This is a genomic window from Blastococcus sp. TF02-09 (assembly GCF_003319105.1).
GTDB lineage: Bacteria > Actinomycetota > Actinomycetes > Mycobacteriales > Geodermatophilaceae > Blastococcus.
In genome coordinates, this window is the sequence record NZ_QOHH01000003.1 from 299,690 (window position 1) to 316,377 (window position 16,688).

The window sequence follows — 16,688 nt, forward strand, 5'->3', positions numbered from 1 at the left end:
GCCCATCGGTGACCAGCACGCTCGAGAGCCCGACCATCTCCCCCCGGGAGGGGGCCGTCCGCGAGGTGGGCGTGGCGATCATCGGATCCGGCTTCGCCGGCCTCTGCATGGCGATCGCCCTGAAGCGGCGGGGCGAGACCGACTTCGTCCTCCTGGAGCGGGCGCAGGACGTCGGCGGCACCTGGCGGGACAACACCTATCCCGGCGCGGCCTGCGACGTGCAGTCCAACCTCTACTCGTTCTCCTTCGCGCCGAACCCCGACTGGGGCCGCTCCTACTCCGAGCAGCCGGAGATCCAGGCCTACCTGCAGCGGGTCGCGACGGACTTCGACGTCCGCCGGCACTGCGTCTTCGGCGCCGAGGTGACCGGCGCGCGGTGGGACGACGTGGCGCGGCGCTGGCTGGTCTCGACGGCGGCCGGCGACTTCCGGGCCCGCGTCCTCGTCTCGGCCGCCGGCGCGCTGGCCGACCCCACCTATCCCGACATCCCCGGCCTGGACACCTTTGCCGGCACCGTCATGCACTCCGCGCGCTGGGACGCCTCGCACGACCTCGCGGGCGAGAAGGTCGCCGTCATCGGCACCGGGGCGTCGGCCATCCAGGTGGTGCCCGCGATCCAGCCGGTCGTCGACAGCATCACCGTCTACCAGCGCACGCCCGCCTGGGTGGTCCCGCGCACCGACCACCCGGTCAAGCCGCTGATGCGCCGGCTCTACCGGCGGGTGCCCGGCTTCCAGAAGGCCGTGCGCGGCGGTCTCTACCTCTTCCGCGAGTTCCTGGTCATCGGCCTGGCCAAGCGCCGCCGCTTCCTCAAGCCGGTGGGCAAGCTCGCCAAGGCCCACCTCGAGCGCCAGGTGCGCGACCCGAAGCTCCGCGCAGCGCTGACGCCGGACTACACCATCGGCTGCAAGCGGATCCTGATCAGCAACGACTACTTCCCGGCCGTGTCCGCCCCCAACGCCGAGCTGGTCACCGCCGGCATCGCCGAGGTCCGGCCGCACTCCGTCGTCAGCCGGGACGGCGTCGAGCGGCCCACCGACACGATCGTGCTGGCCACCGGCTTCCACGTGACCGACCTGCCGATCGCGGAGAGGATCCGTGGCCGCGACGGCCGCAGCCTGGCCGAGGTGTGGGCCGACGGCATGGTGAGCAACCGCAGCGCCACCGTCGCCGGTTTCCCGAACCTGTTCCTGCTGGTGGGACCAAACGTGGGCGTCGGCCACACGTCGATGGTCTACATGATCGAGTCGCAGGTGAACTACGTCGACGACGCCCTGCGCACCATGGACGCCGAGGCGCTGGAGGTCCTGGAGACCACCCGCGAGGCACAGGAGGCCTACCGCGCGCTGATCGCGGAGAAGTCGAAGGGCACCGTGTGGCTCGGCGGCGGCTGCGCCAGCTGGTATCTGGACGAGCACGGGCACAACACCACGCTGTGGCCGGACTTCACCTTCCGGTTCCGCAAGCTCACGAAGAAGCTCGACCGCGAGAACTACGTCGGCGTCCCGGCCTCCGCGCCGGTGAGCACCCCGGAGGTGGCGGCATGAGCGCGGGCACCGTCCTCCGCCGCGTCGCCGCCGTCCGCACCGACGACGGCGCCCTGATCCACGCCGTCGTCGACGGGTCCGACGACGCCCCGGTCACCCTCGTCCTGGCCCACGGCTGGACGCTGGCCCAGGCCTCGTGGGACGACGTCGCCGAGCTGCTCACCCCGCGGGTGGCCGCGGGCGAGCTGCGGCTGATCCGCTACGACCAGCGCGGGCACGGCCGCTCCACCTGGGGCCGCTACGCCGACGACGTCGCCGGGCTCTCCATCGACCAGCTCGGCGCCGACCTCGGTGACCTGCTCGACCAGCTAGTACCGACCGGCCCGGTGGTGCTGGGCGGCCACTCCATGGGCGGCATGACGATCATGTGCCTGGCGGCGGCCCGACCCGAGCTGTTCGGCGACCGCGTCCGCGGCGTCGCCCTGGTGTCGACGTCGGCCGGCGACCTCGCGCCCTCGGGCGAGAAGCTCTCCGAGCGGCTGCAGCTGAAGCTGGCCCCGGGCATGGTCACCGCCGCCATCGGCGGGGCGCGCTTCCTCGAACGGGTGCGCCAGCTGATGCCGCCGGCGCACCCCCGCCACCGCACGATGGTCCGCGAGCTGCTCTACGGCGCCGACGCCACCGACGAGATGGTGATCGCCGGGGCCGAGATCATGCACGCCTCGACCGTGCGCGCCTTCGCCGCCTTCTACCCCGCGCTCGGCGAGCACGACAAGCGAACCCAGCTCGAGGCGCTGACCGGGGTGCCGGTGGAGATCCTCGTCGGCGACAGCGACAAGCTCACCCCGCAGCGGCACAGCCGCCATCTGGCCGAGGCGCTGCCGGACGCCGCCCTCCACGTGGCCGACCGCACCGGGCACATGCTCGTCCAGGAGCGGCCGCGGCTGGTGGCCGACGCGATCGAGCGGCTGCTCGCCGCCGCGACCGCCGGCCGGCACGCCGCCTGACCCCGCTGATGGCGGCGTCCTCCCCGCCCGACCCACCCCGGCTGCGCCGCACCGCGGGCGACCGCCGGGCGCAGCTGGTGCGGATCGGCCTCGAGCTGCTGCCGACCACCCCGGTGCAGGAGCTCACCATCGACGAGGTGGCGCGCCGGGCCGGCATCAGCCGCAGCCTGCTGTTCCACTACTTCGCCACCAAGCGCGAGTACTACACCGCGGTCACCCGGGCGGCGGCGGACCTCATGCTCGAGCACCTGCTGCCGCCTCCCGGCACGTCCCGGGAGGAGCAGGTCGCCGGGATGCTGGACCGCTACGTGGGCTGGGTGGAGACCTTCCGGGAGAGCCACCTGGCGTTCGTCCGCGGCGCGGGCGGCGGCGACCCCTGGGTGGCGGAGGTCTACGAGGAGACCCGGGAGCGGCTGGTGCAGGTGGCGCTGACCGCCCTCGAGCTGCCGGACGACGCCCGCCGCCGTCAGCTCGTGCTCGCCTGGTTCGCCTTCACCGAGGACCTCGTGGGCTCCTGGGCCGACCAGCCGACCATGGGCCGGCCCGAGCTGCTCGCCCTGCTGCGCGACGTGCTGGACCGCCTCGACGTCCGCACCTAGGCGGACCGCTACCCGGCGAGCGTCGTGGGTGCCCGGTCGGCCGCCTCGGTCACCGGGGGCTGCAGGGTGGCGACGGCGTCCGCGGCGCTGGCACCGGCGGTCATCGACTTCTTGACCGTCGCCCCGTAGACGTCGACGTACTCCTGGCCCGACAAGGTCATGATCTCGTACATGATCTCGTCGGTGATCGAGCGCTCGACGAACCGGTCACCGGCGAGCCCCTCATAGCGGGAGAAGTCCAGCGGCTCCCCGAAGCGGACCGTCACCCGCATGATCTTCCTGCCGAACGGCAGCCTCCGGTGCGAGTAGCACATGGCCACCGGGACGACCGGCACACCGGTCTGCAGCGCCATGCGCGCGACGCCGATCTTCCCGCGAAAGAGTCGGCCGTCGGGCGAGCGCGTGCCCTCCGGGTAGATGCCCAGGAGCTTGCCGTCCCGCAGGATGCCCAGACCGGTCTGGATGGCGTCCTCGGCCGCGGAGGCGCTGGTGCGGTCGATGGGCACCTGCCCGGCGCCGGCGAAGAAGGCCCGCTGGAAGAACCCCTTCACGCCGGTGCCGGTGAAGTACTCGGCCTTGGCGAGGAAGGTGACCCGCCGCCGGATCGACAACGGCATGAAGATCCAGTCGGCCGCCGACAGGTGGTTGCTCGACAGGATGGCCGCACCGCTGGCGGGAACGTGCTCGACGCCCTCGGCACGGGGACGGAAGAGCACCCGCACCGCGGGGCCGATCGCGACGAACTTGAGGAACCAGTAGAACAACACGCCTCCCTCGTGGACTGCCAGACTAGGGAGCCGGGGGGCCGGAGGACAATCGGCCGTCCAGTGCGAGGGATCACTCGCCCGACCTCGGCCCCGCCGCCGCACTCCCAGGAGCAGCCCGTGCCCGCAACGTCCGAGCCGACACCCACGGTGCTCCCGGGGGCCGAGCCCTTCGACTTCCCGGGCAGCGGCGAGCACGGGCGCACCGGCGTGCTGCTGGTGCACGGCTTCACGGGCACCCCGATGAGCATGCGTCCGTGGGGTGAGCACCTGGCCGCCGAGGGCTTCACCGTGCGCGGTCTGCTGCTGCCGGGGCACGGCACCAGCTGGCAGGACTGCAACACCAGCACCCACGAGCAGTGGACGACCGCGGTGGAGCGCGCCTTCGACGAGCTGGCCGCCACGTGCGACCGGGTCTTCGTCGCGGGGCTGTCGATGGGCGGCACGCTCGCCACCCGGCTGGCCGAGGTGCGCTCCGGCGACGTCGCCGGGCTGCTGCTGGTCAACCCGGCGCTGTTCACCCGGCGCCTGGACGCGAAGCTGCTGCCGTTGATCGCCCGGCTGACCGGCAGCTGGGCCCCGATCGCCAGCGACATCAAGAAGACCGGCGTCGCCGAGCTGGCCTATCCGAAGCTGCCCACCCGGGCGATGCTCCAGCTGCGCGCGCTCTGGGCGCTCACCCGCGCCGACCTGCAGCGCATCACCGTCCCGGTGATCGTCTTCCGCAGCGTCGAGGACCACGTGGTCGAGCCGGCCAACAGCGAGGTGCTGCTGGCGTCGGTGAGCAGCAGCGACACCACCGAGGTCGTCCTCCGCGACAGCTACCACGTGGCCACCCTGGACAACGACGCCCCGGAGATCTTCGAGCGGTCCGCGGCCTGGATCCGCGAGCGCACCCCGGCCCCCGAGCGCGAGAGGACCACGCCGTGACCGGTCGCCGGGGGCGGCGGGACAACGGGCTGCCGGCCACCTCGTGGAGCCCGCTGCGCGACGTCGACCCGCGGGTCGGCGAGCACCTGCTGGACGTCCTCGAGGCGGCGGGCATCGCCGCCTACCTGGACCCGTCGGCCGACGTCGGCCCCTACACCCGCGAGGTCTCGCTGCCGAGCCCGCCGTCGGACCGGCTCTTCGTCGACCGCGCCCGGCGGTCCGAGGCGCGCGTGCTCGTCGACGAGCACGCCGACGAGCACCCGCGCCGGGCCGCGGAGCCCGCTCCCGTGCGCGCCGACCTGGACGAGGACGCCGAGTGGTCGCGCATCGTCGCCGCCTACGAGGCCGAGCACGGCAGGACGGCGGTCGACGAGCAGCCGTCCGACGCACCGCCGCCCCCGCCGCACGAGGTCTCGGTGCTCGACCTCCCCGAGGAGCACTACGAGCCGCCGGCGCCCCCGCCGGTGCCGGTCCCGGCCCCGCACGCCCTGTACGCGGGGCTGCTCGTCGTGCTGGGCCTGGTGCTCATCGCCGTCCCCGGGGCGCTGCGCCTGTCGGCGGACCTGGGCCTGGTGCTCGGGGTCGCCGCGATCGCCGGCGGCGCGGCGATGCTGGTGTCCCGGATGCGCGACCGCTCCGACCACGACGGGGACGACGGCGCCGTCGTCTGACTCAGGCCTCGCCCTCGCTGACCGCCCGCCGGACGAGGTCGGCGGCGCCGACCATGCCCGCCTGCGCCCCGAGCTCGGCGGCCACGATCCGGGGGCCGGGGCGGAACCCGCGCCCGGGCAGCGCCCGCTCGAGCCGGGACCGCGCCGGCCCGAGGACCATCTCGCCGAGCACGCTCACGCCCCCGCCGATGACGACGACCTCGGGGTCCAGGACGGCGGCGAGGTCGGCGATCCCCTGACCGAGCCACACCCCGACCTCGGTGACCAGCTCGAGGGCCAGCGGGTCCCCGTCGTGGGCGGCGCGGGCGACGTCCTCGCCGGTCAGCCGGGACGCCTGGCCCTCCACCCGCTCCAGCAGCAGCGCGGCGGCGGCCGGTGAAGTGCTCGCGACCTCGCGGGCGGTCTGCCCCAGCGCCGAGCCGCTGGCGTACTGCTCCCAGCAGCCGCGGTTGCCGCATGCGCACAGCCGACCGTCGGGGACGACGCGCATGTGGCCCCACTCCCCCGCGACGCCGTGCGCGCCGCGCCGCAGCCGGCCGTCCATGACGATCCCGCCGCCGATGCCGGTGCCCAGCGTGATCATCAGCGCGAGGTCCGCACCGCGGGCGGCGCCGTAGCGGTACTCGGCCCAGGCGGCGGCGTCGGCGTCGTTGCCCACCCACAGCGGGCGCTGCAGCCGGGCGGCGAGGTCCTTGCGCAGCGAGGTGTGCCGCCAGGCCAGGTGGGGGCTGAACAGCACGGTGTCCCCGGTGCGGTCGAACCAGCCGGCCGCGCCGATGCCGGCGCCCACCAGCTCGCCGTCGTGGCCGGCGGCCAGCTCCTCGACGACCGCCGCGATCGCGTCCTCGGTGTCGGACACCGAGGCGCCGGGGGTGGCCCGCCGGGCGGTGGCCAGGATCGTGCCGTCGGGCGCCACGACGCCACCGGCGACCTTGGTGCCGCCGATGTCGATGCCCAGGGCGGCGAGGGAGGACGGTGCCGCGCTCACGCGATGTCGATCTGCTGCACCGGCGCGGGACCGCCGTCGCTCATCGGGGCGTCCCGCTGCGTGCCGGCGTCGGGGGTGCCCGGCCGGGCCGGCTCCCCCGCCAGATCGCGCAGCACCGACGCGGTGGTGGTGAGGACGTCGGCCAGCGCGGCGGTGACCTCGGGGCGCTCCCCGCGCACGACCGCTGCGGTCTGGCACACGGGGCACCAGCGGCAGTCGGCACCGTGCGCCGTCCGGTCCTCGCCGCCGGCCCCGGGAGCGGCCGCACCCCCGGAGGGAGGCCGGAGCACGTCGAACAGCCTGCGGGCGGACTCGGCCCAGTCGGCGGGGGTGGTCATGGCGTTCTCCTCACCGCGGCCAGCAGGTCGGCCGGCCAGAGCTGTTCGTCGGGTCGGAAGGAGACCACGAGGCGGGCGTCCGCGCTGCCCGGGTCCACCATCCGGCCACCGGTGACCTCGCAGCGGCGCAGCAGCGGGTCCAGCCGCAGCGACCGGCGGCCCCCGGCGACGGTGACCACCAGGTCGTCCTCCCAGCGGGTCACGCCGACGGCGCCGCGCTCGGCGAAGGGCAGCGGCACCGCCAGCTCCCAGGTGCCCTCCCCGCGCTCGGTCACCGGTCCGGGCAGCCCGCCACCCTCGGGCAGCTCCAGGCCGGCCAGCAGCGCGCCGGCCGCCGCGGCGTCCGAGGGTCCGGTGGCCGCCTCCGGGACGCGGTGCACCGGGGCCAGCTCGGCCAGCGCGGCCAACTCGGCGGCCTGCTCGGCGAGGCGCGCCCGCCACCACTCCCCGACGCCGTCCTCCGGCAGCACCCGCGCCAGGACGGCGGCCGGGCGCACGCCGTGCAGGCCCAGCGCCGTCGTCAGGGAGCGGAGCGACGCCGCCGTCCCCGCGCGGGGCACGGCGGCCAGGTACACCGTGGTGGCGGCCGGGTCGGCCAGCCGGTCGGCGGCCAGCAGGGCCTCCAGCTGCGGCACGAGCGCCAGCGCCGCGTCGACCGGCCCGCGCCGGGCGGCACCGGTGCTGACCGCGGCCGACCGGAGCGCCCCGAGCGCGCGCGCACCCGGCGGCATCAGCCGGTCCAGCCACCAGCGCAGGGTCGCGGGGAGGGAGAGCAGGGCGACGGTCTGCTCGGGCGTCCCGGCGTCCACCACCACCAGGTCTGCCCGGGCGCCGGCCAGCTCGGCGAGGAGCGCGAGGTCGGCCGCACCGGGCAGCGGCGTCACCGAGGACGCCGGCGGCAGCGCGACCTGCGGCACCGACGCGGCCGCAGGGACCACCGTCGCGCTCCAGAAGCGCTCCACCGCCGCGCCGGTGTCCACGACACGCACCTCGAGGCCGGGCACGTCGGCGAGCCCCGCGACCGCGGGTGCCCGCCGGGTCAGCAGGACCGTCGAGCGCCCCGCGCCGGCCGCGCGCGTCGCGACGGCCGCGGCCAGCGTGCTGGAGCCGCCCCCGCCGGGGCCGGTGAGGACGAGGGTGCGCACGCGGCTCAGCCCTCGACGCGCTTCTTGAGCTCCTTGAGAGCCGTGTCGAGGATGACCTTCTCGGCCTTGCGCTTGATCATCCCGAGCATCGGGATCGACAGGTCGATGGTGATCGAGTAGGTGACCTCGGTGCGGCCGTCCTTCTCCACCAGCGTGTAGGAGCCGTCCTGGCGCTTCTGCATCTGGCCCTTGACCAGCGTCCAGGTGACCGCGCGGTCGCCGTCCCAGGTGTAGTCGAGGACGTAGTCGTCCTTCACCGCACCGGCGTCGAGCACGAAGTGGACCCGGCGGGCGCGTCCGTCGGGCCCGGCCTCCAGCACCTCGACCTGCTTGGCCGCGGCCACCCACTGGGGGTACGCGGGGAAGTCGGCGATGACCGCCATCACGTCGGCTGCGGGTGCGTCGACGACGATGGACTGGGTGGACTGGTCGGCCATGGGAGCAGGCTAACGGTTCGTCGAGGGGCAGGAACCGTTCAGTCACCCGTTCCGCTACTCACGGGTAGGACTCGACCGCTAGATTGTCCGGAACGATCCTGGTCAGGACCGGCGGGCGACGGTGCCCGGCCGGCGGCCAGGGAGGAGAGGACCAGGCGTGCGCGAGTTCAGCGTTCCTGTGACCACCGAGGTGCAGCCCGACGCGGCCCTGACCGACATGCTCGCCAGCAACATGGCCGAGCACGGTTCGGAGGTCGGCCTGCGGCGGCGCCGTGACGGCCAGTGGCGGGACGTCACCTGGCAGCAGTTCGGCGAGGAGGTGCGCGGGGTCGCCAAGGGGCTCATCGCCTCCGGCGTCGCCGCCGGCGACCGCGTCGCCCTGCAGGCCAAGACCCGGTACGAGTGGACCGTCTTCGACTTCGCCATCTGGACCGCCGGCGGGGTCGTGGTGCCGGTCTACGAGACCAGCAGCGCCGACCAGGTCGCCTGGATCCTCTCGGACTCCGGCGCCACCGCGATCGTGGTGGAGAGCACCGAGCACGCCGCTGCCGTCGAGTCCGTGCGGGACCAGGCGCCGAGCCTCGGGTCCGTCCACGTCATCGACGACGACGCCGTCGGCACCCTGATCGCCGCCGGCAAGGACGTCCCCGACTCCGAGCTGGACGCGCGCCGGGCGACCCTCTCCGCCGACAGCCTGGCGACGCTGATCTACACCAGCGGCACCACGGGCCGGCCGAAGGGCTGCGAGCTCACCCACGGCAACTTCCTGTTCGAGATCGACAACGGCATCACGCTGCTCGACCGCTTCATGAGCGTGCAGGGCTCGCTGCTGCTGTTCATCCCGCTGGCGCACGTGCTGGCCCGCGTGCTGCAGGTCGGCGCCATCAAGAACCGCACGGTCATCGGGCACACCCCGGACGTGAAGAACCTGCTCGAGGACCTCGGCGAGTTCAAGCCCTCCTTCGTGCTGGCCGTGCCCCGCGTGTTCGAGAAGGTCTTCAACTCGGCCAAGGCGAAGGCCGAGGGCGACGGCAAGGGCAAGATCTTCGACCGCGCCGCCCAGGTCGCCATCGACTGGTCGCGAGCCCAGGACACCGGCGGCCCCGGCCTCGGCCTGCGCGCCCAGCACGCGCTGTTCGACAAGCTGGTCTACGGCAAGCTGCGCGCGGCCCTCGGTGGCAACTGCCTGGGCGCCATCTCCGGCGGTGCGCCCCTGGGCGAGCGGCTCGGCCACTTCTTCCGCGGCATCGGCGTCACCGTCTTCGAGGGCTACGGCCTCACCGAGACGACTGCCGCCGCGTCGGTCAACCACGACAAGGCCCTGCGGATCGGCACCGTGGGCCAGCCGCTGCCCGGCGTCACGTTCCGGATCGGTGACGACGGCGAGGTGCTCATCAAGGGCGGCATCGTCATGCGCGGCTACTGGAACAACGAGGACGCGACGAAGGAGGCCATCGACGGCGAGGGCTTCTTCCACACCGGCGACCTCGGCGAGCTCGACGCGGACGGCTTCCTCAAGATCACCGGCCGCAAGAAGGAGATCCTGGTGACCGCGGGCGGCAAGAACGTCGCCCCCGCCGTCCTCGAGGACCGGCTGCGCTCGCACCGGCTGGTCAGCCAGTGCATCGTCGTCGGCGACCAGCGGCCCTTCATCGCCGCGCTCGTCACCCTCGACGAGGAGGCGCTGCCCCAGTGGCTGGAGTCCAAGGGCAAGCCCGCCGGCACGACCGTCGAGCAGATTCGTGAGGACCCCGACCTGAAGGCGGAGATCGACGCCGCGGTGAAGGACGCCAACAAGGCCGTGTCGCAGGCCGAGGCGATCAAGAAGTTCTCCATCCTGGGCACCGACTTCACCGAGGACAACGGGATGCTGACCCCGAGCCTGAAGCTGAAGCGCTCGGTGGTCATGAAGGAGTTCGGCGACGAGGTCGAGGCGCTCTACACGCGCTGAGCCGGCCTCGCCGGCGCTGAGCCCCCACCCCGCACAGCGGGGTGGGGGCTCAGTGCTTCTCCAGCAGGTCGGCGAAGGTCCGCGCGATCGTCGTCCACGACCAGCTCTGCTCCACCCACGCCCGCCCGGCCTTGCCCATAGCCCGGGCCCGGGCGGGGTCGTCCAGCAGGTCGGCCAGCGTGCCCGCCACGGCCTCCGGTGACCGCGGGTCGACGACGTGCCCGGTGACGCCCTCCTGGACGGCCTCCGGCGCGCCCCCGGACGTGCCCGCGACGACCGGCAGGCCACAGGCGGCGGCTTCGAGGAACACCATGCCCAGGCCCTCGACGTCGAGCCCGGCGCGGCGGGTGCGGCACGGCATGGCGAACACGTCACCGGCCGCGTAGTGGGCCGGGAGCTCCTCGGAGGGCACCCCGCCGGTGAGGACGACGGAGCTCTCCAGACCCCGCGCGGCGACGGCCCGGCGCAGCGCCGCCTCGTCGGGTCCGCCGCCGACCAGGAGCAGGCGGGCCGCGGGGTGCCGGGCCAGCACCTGCGGCCATCCCCGGACCAGCACGTCCTGCCCCTTGCGGGCCACCAGCCGGGACACGCAGACCACCACCGGCGCATCCCCCAGGCCGTGCCGGCGCCGGACCTCCGCGCCGTCGGCGTCCGGGGTGAACCGGTCGACGTCCACGCCCGGGGACAGCTGCGCCAGCCGGGTGCGCTCCCCCAGCGCCGGCGCCAGCCGCGCGCGGGTGTACTCCGTGATGTAGGTGAGGACGTCGAGCCCGCCGGCGATGCGCTGCATGACCTGGCGGCTCCCCGGCAGCGTCACCCAGCCGGTCTCGTGCCCGTGGGTGGCGCCCACGACGTGCCGCACACCGGCCGCGCGCAGCGTGGGCGCCAGCAGGCCCAGGGGCGCGGCGGCACCGAAGAACGCGCTGTCGCACCCGTAGCGGTCGACCAGCTCGACCGCCGCCCGGGCGGTGCCCCGCGTCGGCAGCAGCATGCCGGTGGGCCGGCGCACCACCGGGTAGGGCAGCGCGGCGTCGTGCTCGGCCGAGCCGAGGTGGTCCGAGGCGAGCACGACCAGCGAGTCCGGTGGACGCCGCTCGAGCAGGGCGGCGACGAAGGTCTGGATGCCGCCCTGGCGCGGCGGGAAGTCGTTGGTGACGACCAGCGTCCGGGTCATGGCCGGCCCTCCAGCCGGGCCCAGTCCTCCGCCATCGCGATTCGCTCGGCCGTGGTCGGGTGCGAACCGAAGAACCAGCGCCAGGCGGCCGGGGGCTCGGGGTCGGACAGGTTGGTCGCGGCCAAGCCGCGCTGCATGGCGACGAAGGCCTCCGGATCGCGGGTGAGGTCCAGCGCCGCGACGTCGGCCCGCGCCTCGATGTGCCGGGAGACCAGGTTCTGCACCGGCGTCGCCACCAGCGTGCCCACCGCGACCAGCAGCAGGAGCATCGGCACCACCGCCGGGTCGCCCGGTCCGTCGGCGCCGGCCCGGCGCAGCAGTCGCGGCGAGGTCAGCACCCAGCCGAGGAGCGCCACCCCGCCGGCCGCCCCGAACGCCCCGAGCAGGGTGCCGGTGAGGACGTCGTCGGCGGCCACGTGCCCGAGCTCGTGGGCGGCGATCGACTCGATCTGGTCGTCGGGCAGCCGGTCGAGCACCGTGTCGTACACGACGATGCGGCGGGTGGAGCCGAAGCCCGACACGTAGGCGTTGAGCGCCGTGGTGCGGCGGGAGGCGTCGGAGAGCAGCACGTCCTGGACGGGGGTGCCGTTCTCGTCGGCCAGGGCGAGCAGGTCGCTGCGCAGCTCCCCGGCCGGCATCGACTCGAAGCTGTTGAAGGCCGGCTCGACGAGCACCGGCCAGAGGAAGGAGCCGATGACCACCAGCACGGCCGCACCGGCGCTCGCGAGCGCCCACCAGGCGCGCGAGGCCCGCCGGGCCAGCCAGACGAGGGCGACCACCCCGAGGGCGGTGAGGGCGGCGTCGATCGCCGTCGACACCGCCACGTCCCGCACCCACAGCCCCCAGCTCCGCGTGGACAGGCCGTAGCGGTGCCGCACCACCTCGCCGTAGGCCGACAGCGGGAGCGTGACCAGCCGGCCGATCACCGCCAGGGCGAGGACACCGAGCAGCGTCTGCCAGGCCCAGCGCCCGCGGCGGGGGGCGGGCAGCCCACGGACCAGCCGGGCGCCGAGCCCGGTCAGCCCGAGGAGGGCGGCGACGGCGAGCCCGAGCAGGAGGGAGGCCAGCGACGCCGGCCGGAGCGCGGCGGCGAAGACCTCCGCGCGGTCGACCTGCTCCGCCGGCAGCCCCGCCGTCGGGTCGAGGGGCGTGGCGCCGCCGGGCGGCTCCGGCAGCACGTCCCAGGGAGTGGCGACGGCGACGACGACGGCGAAGGCAGCGAGCAGGACGGCGGCGGTCAACAGCGCCGCACGGCGGGCGGTCATCGACGGCCCGCCACGGGGGTCGCCCGGCCCGGCACCGTCACGGGCAAGGGGCACCGGCACGCACGCCGACGATGCTACTGAGCGGGGCGTGCCCGGCTCCCGCAGCGGCGCGTGGTGCACCGACGACGAGGGCCGGCGACCTCCCTCGGGAGATCACCGGCCCTCGTCGGTCCCGTCTCAGGCGATGCGGCGGGCGCTGTTGTAGTTGGGCATCGAGTCGACGCTGGCCACCTTCACCGGCTGGCTGGACGTCGAGGCGTGCACCATCTGGCCGTTGCCGATGTACATGCCGACGTGGCTGACCGGGCTGTAGAAGAACAGCAGGTCGCCCGGCTGCAGCTCGCTGCGGGAGACCGCCCGGCCCATCCGCGACTGGCTGCTGCTGGAGTGCGGCAGGGAGATGCCGGCGGCGGCGTAGGCGTAGGACGTCAGACCCGAGCAGTCGAAGGCGTCCGGGCCGCTGGCACCCCACACGTAGCGGTCGCCCACCTGGGCCAGCGCGGTCTGGACGGCGACCGCCGCCGCGCCGCTGGCCGCGGCGACCGGAGCGGGAGCGGAGGCGGGGGCGGTGCGCTCTGCGCTGCGCGAGGCACGCACCGGCTGGGAGTCGCCCTGGGCGCGCTCGACCACGGCCCGCTGCGCGGCATCGAGGGCCGCGTACTGCCGCTGGTAGTCGGCGATCTTGGCCTCGAGGCCCTGCTGCTGCGCCTCGATGTCCGCAACGCTGCGCTCGGCCTTCTCCCGGGCCGCGCGGGCCTCGTCGTGGGAGTCCTCGGCCCGGTCGGAGGCCTCGGCGACCTCGCTGACGGCCGCGGTCGTGTGCCCGGCGATGGCCTCGAGCGTGCCCATCTGGGAGACGAGCTCGTCGGCCGACGTGCTGGAGAGCAGCACGTCGAGCTGGTTCATCGTGCTGTTGCCGCCGGTGTAGGCCGTGCGGGCCAGCTCGCGGATGCGCCCGTCGAGTGCGGCGCGCTGCTGCTGCGCCTCGAAGGCGGCCTTCTCCGCGCTGTCCACGGCGGACTGCTGGCGCTCCAGGTCCACCTTCGCCTCGTTCAGCTTCTCGCTGACGATCTCGAGCTCGCGGCTGGCGTCGGCGACCAGCTGCGCGGCCTCGGCGGTGGTGGTGGGGTCCCCGGGGACGGCGGAGGCGGTGCCCGGGAGGACCGTGAAGGTCAGGGCGGTCGTGGCGCCGATCAGCAGGCCGGCGCGGAGGCGGCCCAGGCGGCGGGCAGGGCCGGCCGGATCGGGGCGGAAGGGTGCGAGGACGTGCGGGGGCAGGGCGTGAGGGGTCGCCACGAGCGGCGGCTCTCCGTTTCTTCCTCGATCCGCCTACCGAGTTAGCTGACGGGTTCGGGCGGGGAAGATCGGCCCTATCCCCTGCTGGACCGGCGGACCGGCTCTACAGGGGAACTCACCCCAGAACATGCGGTGGGTCCCCGGTTCACCTCGGACGACCTGACGGACGTCGTGCGGTGATTCGGCGGTGTCCGGCCGAGGCCACCCGTCTGCGGGTGACGACCACCCGGTCGGACGCAGCGACCCTACGTTCGTGATGTGGCCGTGACAAACCGGCACAGGAGATACCCCTGTGACGAGAATCTCGACCGGCGCCGCGCGCCTCCCCCAGATCAGCGCTGCGTAGGGGTACACGCACAGTCCGCATCCGGACAAGCCGTCGCATCGACCGTACGTCAGCCGGTCTGCTGGTCGTGCGGGACGCCGCCGTCGCCCGCAGCGGACCCGCCGCGGTGCCGCAGGGGTGGGACCAGCCCGAACTCGGCGAGCGCGCGCACGGCACGCCGCTCGACGTCGTCGAACTCCACGACCACGCCGGGCGGTGGCACGACGACGTCCTCCGCGGCGGGCCCGGGGGCGGCGGCGCGGGCGCGGCCGGTCATCGGCACCACGACCGGGTCGACGCCCTCCCAGCCCGGCGGAGCCCCCAGCAGGACGGTGACGACGCAGTCGGTGCAGCCGGTGCCGCGGACGGTGCAGGTGTCGCAGTCGATGAGCATGTCTCTCCTCCGTGAGTCGTCCGCACGGTAGGAGCGGCCACCGACAATCCGGGGCGGCGGACGTCAGCTCCCGGCGTACTCCCAGTGCCACGGCTCCTCGCGGCCGTTGCCCGGGTCGGCCCACGAGGGGTGCAGGAACCCGAAGCGGCCGGCGTTGGCGACCATCCAGGCGTACTGCGGCGTCCCGAAGGTCTCGACTCCCCCGCAGAGGTCCACGGCCAGCCCCCAGCCGTGGTTGCTCGTACCCGGGACGGCGGCGAGCGCGGGCTTCTCCCCGTAGAGCCGCACCTGCCCGGCGTAGGTGCGGTAGGAGTCGGTGAGGCACAGCGGTCCGCCGAACGCGCCCGCGTACGCGGCGGACATGGCCCGGTAGGCCGCGGCGGCGTCGCAGCGCAGGGAGTGGCCCGCCGCGCCGAGCGGGCACATCGCGCTCGGCGGGATGAGGCCGTTCGGGTACCCGCCCCACTGCCGGGCGCCGTCGTAGCTCGGCGGGTAGACGGTGTTCCCGCACTCGGTGCGCAGCGCCCCGGCGGCCGGACCGGGGGCGGCCACGGGTGCCCGCCCGCCCAGGCTGGGCCGACCGACGCCGAGCACCTGGTCGGTCGGGAGGGAGCGCACGACGACGGCGCCGGCCCGGGCGTCGGCCGCGAGCATGGTCTGCGGGTCCAGGGCGATGCCGACGTGGCCGAGCCCGGACTCCTAGGTCCCTAGGAACACCAGGTCACCCGGCAGCACGTCGGCGGGGGCGACCGGCTCGGAGACGGCGAAGAGCTCGGCCTGCTCCCCGGGCAGCGGGATGCCGGCCCGGCCGTAGACCGACTGCACCAGCGAGCCGCAGTCCCACGACTCCGGCCCCGCCGTGCCCGGCGCGTAGGGCGACCCCAGGGCGTCCATCGCCGCGGTCACCGCGGCGAGCGTCTCAGCGGGGAGCACGAGCAGCGACGCCGGCTGGGCCGGCAGCTGCGCGGCACCGCGCTGGGCGTCCCCACCGGCGGCGCCGACCGGCACCAGCCGCTCGGGGAGGCCCGCGGCCGGGTCCCGCAGCGCCGCCGCCGGCGGCGGGGTCACCCCCGCCGCGGTCAGCTGGTCCAGGTAGGCCCGCCAGCTGGCCGCCGTCTGCTGGTTGACCTCGACCTGCTCGCGCTGGAGCTGGGCCAGCTGGCGGTCCACGGCTCCGAGCGCGGCATCCAGCTCGTCGGTCACCGCCGCGGCCGCGGCCTCGAGCTCGGCCGCGCGGGCACCCACCTCGTCGGCGCGGGCCCGTGCCTGGTCCAGCGCCGCCGTCGCGCGCTGCTGCTCCTCCAGAGCGGCCTGCCGCTGCGCCTCCGCCGCCCCGATCACCGCGGCGGCGTGCCCGTCGACGACCTCGAGGAAGCCCAGGGCGGAGACCACGTCCCCGGGGTCGCCGCCGCTGAGCAGCACCGACAGCGGGGTGACGGCCCCGCCGTCCCGGTAGACCGCCGCGGCGTACCGGGCGACGAGCGCCCGGTGGCCGGCCAGCTCGCCCTCGGCCTCGCCCAGCACCGCCTCGGCCTCGGCCACGGCGCGTTCGGCCTCGCCGAGCGCCGCGCGGGCCTCCTCGACCTCGCCCTGCTGCGACTGCAGGCCCCGCTGCACCTCCGCCGCGCGCTGCTGCAGCTCGTCGAGGGCGCGGCTGTCCAGGACGCCGGAGGTGCCCCCGGGCTGGTCGCTAGGCGCCGCGGCCGCGGGAGCAGCCGTCAGGGCCAGCAGCGCCAGCGGCACGACGAGCAGCGACGCCGAGCGGCGGGTCGCCCCCGGCCGTGGGGAGCACCGTGGGGAGCGCGGGGACATCGGACCACCTTCACGGATCTGGGCGGCGTCGCCCACCGCTGGAATGTTGTCCGCATCACGGGGAAAGCGCCAGGTGAGGGGCGCGTTTCCGCCCGGCCGGGCTAC

General features: G+C 74.9%; 17 protein-coding genes and 1 riboswitch. Of the genes, 6 read left to right on the forward strand and 11 right to left on the reverse strand.

Translation table 11 applies throughout. The features are described from left to right. Positions 1 to 8 precede the first annotated feature (8 nt). From DQ239_RS06425 to DQ239_RS06435, 3 genes are read left to right on the forward strand one after another with little or no spacing between them, the layout of a single operon-like run. Positions 9 to 1,547 (forward strand): NAD(P)/FAD-dependent oxidoreductase, encoded by a 1,539-nt coding sequence (locus DQ239_RS06425; protein ID WP_233488828.1) that lies wholly within the window; start codon positions 9 to 11, stop codon positions 1,545 to 1,547. Beyond that, the gene (locus tag DQ239_RS06430; protein ID WP_113833572.1) at positions 1,544 to 2,494 is read left to right on the forward strand and encodes an alpha/beta hydrolase; all 951 of its coding nucleotides are present in this window, start codon (positions 1,544 to 1,546) and stop codon (positions 2,492 to 2,494) included. Before DQ239_RS06425 ends, DQ239_RS06430 begins: the two co-directional genes overlap by 4 nt. 8 nt (positions 2,495 to 2,502) lie before the next feature. Beyond that, the gene (locus DQ239_RS06435) at positions 2,503 to 3,093 is read left to right on the forward strand and encodes a TetR/AcrR family transcriptional regulator (protein ID WP_113833573.1); all 591 of its coding nucleotides are present in this window, start codon (positions 2,503 to 2,505) and stop codon (positions 3,091 to 3,093) included. An 8-nt stretch (positions 3,094 to 3,101) separates the two neighbouring features. Here the strand turns inward: DQ239_RS06435 and DQ239_RS06440 are convergent, their stop codons facing one another. Then, a complete protein-coding gene (locus tag DQ239_RS06440) occupies positions 3,102 to 3,860 on the reverse strand; it encodes a lysophospholipid acyltransferase family protein (RefSeq protein WP_233488829.1) in 759 nt (252 codons plus the stop codon). A 117-nt stretch (positions 3,861 to 3,977) separates the two neighbouring features. Here DQ239_RS06440 and DQ239_RS06445 point away from each other — a divergent pair, with 117 nt between their 5' ends. After that, on the forward strand, positions 3,978 to 4,787 hold the full coding sequence (locus DQ239_RS06445; RefSeq protein ID WP_233488830.1) for an alpha/beta fold hydrolase: 810 nt from the start codon (positions 3,978 to 3,980) through the stop codon (positions 4,785 to 4,787). Next, a complete protein-coding gene (locus DQ239_RS06450) occupies positions 4,784 to 5,458 on the forward strand; it encodes a hypothetical protein (protein WP_113833574.1) in 675 nt (224 codons plus the stop codon). Before DQ239_RS06445 ends, DQ239_RS06450 begins: the two co-directional genes overlap by 4 nt. 1 nt (position 5,459) lies before the next feature. Here DQ239_RS06450 and DQ239_RS06455 read toward each other — a convergent pair whose 3' ends face one another. Genes DQ239_RS06455 through DQ239_RS06470 form a run of 4 tightly spaced genes read right to left on the reverse strand, consistent with a single transcriptional unit; the run spans position 5,460 to position 8,366 of the window. Beyond that, positions 5,460 to 6,446, reverse strand: coding sequence for an ROK family glucokinase (locus DQ239_RS06455; protein ID WP_113833575.1), 987 nt, complete (start codon positions 6,444 to 6,446; stop codon positions 5,460 to 5,462). Beyond that, a complete protein-coding gene (locus tag DQ239_RS06460; RefSeq protein ID WP_113833576.1) occupies positions 6,443 to 6,784 on the reverse strand; it encodes a hypothetical protein in 342 nt (113 codons plus the stop codon). Before DQ239_RS06460 ends, DQ239_RS06455 begins: the two co-directional genes overlap by 4 nt. After that, on the reverse strand, positions 6,781 to 7,929 hold the full coding sequence (locus DQ239_RS06465; protein WP_113833577.1) for an ArsA-related P-loop ATPase: 1,149 nt from the start codon (positions 7,927 to 7,929) through the stop codon (positions 6,781 to 6,783). The genes DQ239_RS06460 and DQ239_RS06465 overlap by 4 nt, the downstream gene beginning before the upstream one ends. A gap of 5 nt (positions 7,930 to 7,934) precedes the next feature. Next, on the reverse strand, positions 7,935 to 8,366 hold the full coding sequence (locus tag DQ239_RS06470) for an SRPBCC family protein (protein ID WP_113833578.1): 432 nt from the start codon (positions 8,364 to 8,366) through the stop codon (positions 7,935 to 7,937). Positions 8,367 to 8,523: 157 nt separating this feature from the next. Between DQ239_RS06470 and DQ239_RS06475 the strand changes: the two genes are divergently transcribed. Beyond that, on the forward strand, positions 8,524 to 10,317 hold the full coding sequence (locus DQ239_RS06475; protein ID WP_113833579.1) for a long-chain fatty acid--CoA ligase: 1,794 nt from the start codon (positions 8,524 to 8,526) through the stop codon (positions 10,315 to 10,317). A 49-nt stretch (positions 10,318 to 10,366) separates the two neighbouring features. Here DQ239_RS06475 and DQ239_RS06480 read toward each other — a convergent pair whose 3' ends face one another. The 6 genes from DQ239_RS06480 to DQ239_RS06505 form a co-directional block, all read right to left on the reverse strand. Continuing rightward, positions 10,367 to 11,491: a glycosyltransferase family 4 protein gene (locus DQ239_RS06480; RefSeq protein ID WP_113833580.1), complete on the reverse strand. Its 1,125-nt coding sequence runs from the start codon at positions 11,489 to 11,491 to the stop codon at positions 10,367 to 10,369. After that, on the reverse strand, positions 11,488 to 12,756 hold the full coding sequence (locus DQ239_RS06485; protein WP_113833581.1) for a M48 family metallopeptidase: 1,269 nt from the start codon (positions 12,754 to 12,756) through the stop codon (positions 11,488 to 11,490). Before DQ239_RS06485 ends, DQ239_RS06480 begins: the two co-directional genes overlap by 4 nt. A 177-nt stretch (positions 12,757 to 12,933) precedes the next feature. Then, positions 12,934 to 14,052 (reverse strand): C40 family peptidase, encoded by a 1,119-nt coding sequence (locus DQ239_RS21165; protein ID WP_113833582.1) that lies wholly within the window; start codon positions 14,050 to 14,052, stop codon positions 12,934 to 12,936. Positions 14,053 to 14,067: 15 nt separating this feature from the next. Next, positions 14,068 to 14,249: riboswitch (cyclic di-AMP (ydaO/yuaA leader) on the reverse strand. 198 nt (positions 14,250 to 14,447) lie between these two features. Next, on the reverse strand, positions 14,448 to 14,771 hold the full coding sequence (locus DQ239_RS06495) for a hypothetical protein (RefSeq protein ID WP_113833583.1): 324 nt from the start codon (positions 14,769 to 14,771) through the stop codon (positions 14,448 to 14,450). A 63-nt stretch (positions 14,772 to 14,834) separates the two neighbouring features. Continuing rightward, a complete protein-coding gene (locus DQ239_RS06500; RefSeq protein WP_113833584.1) occupies positions 14,835 to 15,425 on the reverse strand; it encodes a M15 family metallopeptidase in 591 nt (196 codons plus the stop codon). A gap of 45 nt (positions 15,426 to 15,470) precedes the next feature. Continuing rightward, the gene (locus DQ239_RS06505; protein ID WP_113833585.1) at positions 15,471 to 16,583 is read right to left on the reverse strand and encodes an NlpC/P60 family protein; all 1,113 of its coding nucleotides are present in this window, start codon (positions 16,581 to 16,583) and stop codon (positions 15,471 to 15,473) included. Positions 16,584 to 16,688: the final 105 nt, after the last annotated feature.